The 3135-nt window shown below is 56.2% G+C and carries 3 protein-coding genes; 2 read left to right on the forward strand and 1 reads right to left on the reverse strand.

The features are described from left to right. Nucleotides 1-41 precede the first annotated feature (41 nt). Nucleotides 42-797 carry a FadR/GntR family transcriptional regulator gene (locus tag ACXJ5O_RS22835; RefSeq protein WP_457301902.1) on the forward strand — a complete coding sequence of 252 codons (756 nt, stop codon included), beginning with the start codon at nt 42-44 and terminating at the stop codon, nt 795-797. Here ACXJ5O_RS22835 and araD1 read toward each other — a convergent pair. Beyond that, the gene (araD1, locus tag ACXJ5O_RS22840) at nt 787-1779 is read right to left on the reverse strand and encodes an AraD1 family protein (RefSeq protein ID WP_457301903.1); all 993 of its coding nucleotides are present in this window, start codon (nt 1777-1779) and stop codon (nt 787-789) included. The two genes, ACXJ5O_RS22835 and araD1, sit on opposite strands and share 11 nt — an antisense overlap. Before the next feature lie 314 nt (nt 1780-2093). Here araD1 and chvE point away from each other — a divergent pair, with 314 nt between their 5' ends. After that, entirely contained in the window at nt 2094-3107 is a 1014-nt protein-coding gene (gene chvE, locus ACXJ5O_RS22845) for a multiple monosaccharide ABC transporter substrate-binding protein (protein ID WP_457301904.1), read from the forward strand. Nucleotides 3108-3135: the final 28 nt, after the last annotated feature.

The raw sequence follows: 3135 nt of genomic DNA on the forward strand, positions 1-3135 counted from the left end.
GTTAGATTCCCCACCCACGCAAGCAACTAGCAGGCAAGCATTTGGCAGGCAACCAGCTCACCAATTATGATTTCCGCACAGCGGGGCAGGCGCGAACGCATCATGGCCACGTCATGCGCGATCTCGGGCTGAAGATAATAAACGGCGTCTACCCGGAGAACAGTATTCTGCCGGGTGATGCGGAATTGCTGGAACGATTTGGGGTATCACGAACCGTACTGCGCGAGGCTTTGAAGACGCTCGCCGCCAAGGGGCTGATCCAGCCGAAAGCCAAGATCGGCACGCGCGTGCTGGAGCGTTCGCATTGGAACCTGTTCGATCCGGACATACTGGTCTGGCATTTCGAGGCCGGTGCGAGCGCCCATTTCCTGTCGAGCATCGTCGAGATGCGGCTGGCGCTTGAGCCTGAAGCGGCGGGCCTTGCCGCATTGCGGCGCAYGGATGCCCAGCTCGATACTCTGTTCCATTGGGTCGAGAAGATGGGAAACGCACGCGAATCGGCAGCAGATTTCGTCTTCAGCGATCTGCAGTTCCATATTGGGATAGCGGAAGCCTCCGGCAATCCGTTCATGCGTTCTATCAGCGCGCTGATCGAAGTGGCACTGGTGACCACCTTCACCATCAGTTCGCCCATACCTAACTCCGAAAGCCAYGTGCGCTCGGTTGCACGCCACGCTGCCATCGCCGAAGCGATCAAGGCCCGCAACGTCGAGGCGGCCAAGCAAGCCATGCGCGTCGTCATAGAGGAAGGCGCCGAGCGGGTGCTGACCGCGGGACGAACCACAGCTACAGCGTAGTGATCGTTACCTTCGCGGGCTTCTCGATCTTCAGCGGATTACGCAAGGGCAAGCCAAAGGCCGGTGCTTCGATCTCGAAGACGTCGCCGTTCTCGGCCTTGATGCCATCGGCAAAGGAAAGCGTCGCCGTGCCGAACATATGCACGTGGACATCCCCTGGCTGGCGGAACACCGCATATTTGAAATGGTGATGCTCGAGATTGGCAATGGTGTGGGACATGTTGTCTTCACCTGAAAGGAAAGGCTTTTCCCACAAGGTCTTGTTTTTACGCAAGATACGCGAAGTGCCACGAACATCGGAAGGCAAATCGCCGAGAATCAACTCGGGACCTAGCGAGCAAGGCCGCAGCTTGGAGTGGGCAAGGTAGAGATAGTTCACGCGCTCCATGACATGGTCGGAGAATTCATTGGCAAGTGCAAAGCCGATGCGGAAAGGCGACCCATCCGGACCAATAACGTAGATACCGGCAATTTCCGGCTCTTCGCCGGCATCGTCCGCAAAAGCTGGCGAGACGAGCGGCTGGCCGGGACCGGTTAGCATTGAACCATTGCCTTTGTAGAACCATTCTGGTTGTACCCCGGTCGCGCCCTTCTTCGGTTTGCCGTTGTCGAGCCCCATGCGGAACATCTTCATCGAATCGGTCAGTTTTTCTTCCTCGGCGTCGCCAACTTTGCGATGCATCGCATCGCGCGTCGCGGCGGATCCGAGATGGGTGAGGCCGGTACCGGTCAAATGGATATGGGCAGAATCGTGCGTGTCGATCGGAGGAAGCAAGCGGCCTTCCGCATAGGGAGCTGCAATATCGATCCTCTTGCCAAGCCCGCGTTTTTCCACAATCTCGGCTATGCCTGCGTTCGCATCGATCGCCGCATGCGCGAGTTCCAGAACGGAACGCGTACGCTTGACATGCCGGAATTCCTCACCGACACGTGCGGCAACCTGCCGCTTTCCATTGGCATTCGTCAACTGGACCAGATTCAAGGCTTCCTCCCGATATATCAGATTTGGTGGCGTGGTTATAAGCTGGCCATACGGTATCGTCCAGCAGCTCTTTTCAAAAAATATTATAATAGTATTATATGGTTCGACGGGTTTTTCGCAACTCGGTGAAAGTCCTATTCCAAAAGTCATACTTTTGCGATAGATGTTGGGAAGACCCTGCTCTGGGAGGACTGGTCCGGGCTAAAAAGTTCGGTCGAGGCCGCTCAAACGTATCGGGCATGATTATGAAAACCGGGAGGATACACGTGAAAATATTCAATCTGTTTGCCGCGGGATTGATCGCACTTGGTGCGATGGGGTCGCAAGGCTACGCCCAGGATAAGGGCTCTGTCGGTATCGCGATGCCGACCAAATCCTCGGCACGCTGGATTGCCGACGGAGACAACATGGTGAAGGCGCTGAAAGAACGCGGCTACACCACCGATCTGCAATATGCGGAAGACGATATTCCAAACCAGCTGGCGCAGATCGAGAACATGGTCACCAAGGGCGTCAAGGTCCTCGTGATCGCAGCGATCGACGGCACCACGCTTTCGAACGTCTTGCAGCAGGCACACGATGCCGGCATCAAGGTTATTTCCTATGATCGCCTCATCCGTGACACGCCGAATGTCGACTATTACACGACCTTCGACAATTTCCAGGTCGGCGTTCTGCAGGCAAGCTCGCTCGTCAAGGCGCTTGGCCTGCCGGATGCAAAGGGCCCGTTCAACATCGAATTGTTCGGTGGTTCGCCTGACGATAACAACGCCTTCTTCTTTTATAATGGCGMGATGTCTGTCCTGCAGCCTCTGATCGACAGCGGCAAGCTCGTTGTCCAGTCCGGCCAGATGGGCATGGACAAGGTCGGTACGCTGCGTTGGGACGGTGCCGTTGCGCAGGCGCGCATGGATAACCTCCTGTCCGCCTATTACACCGACAAGAAGGTCAATGCCGTTCTGTCACCATACGATGGTCTGTCTATCGGTATCCTTTCCTCACTGCGCGGCGTCGGCTACGGAACTGCGGACCAGCCATTCCCGTTCGTTTCCGGACAGGATGCGGAAGTACCATCGGTCAAGTCGATCATCGCAGGCGAGCAGTACTCGACGATCTACAAGGACACGCGTGAACTGGCCAAGGTGACGTCCGATCTCATCGACAAGGTTCTCAAGGGCGAGGAGCCGGAAGTCAACGACACCAAGACCTACAACAATGGTGTCAAGGTTGTTCCGTCCTACCTGCTGAAGCCGGTCGAAGTCGACAAGACCAACTGGAAAGAAATCCTGATTGGCGGCGGCTATTATACGGAAGACCAGATCAAGTAGGTCTTTGATCGTTGACGAACCCTGTGCT

The organism is Phyllobacterium sp. P5_D12, assembly GCF_054049495.1.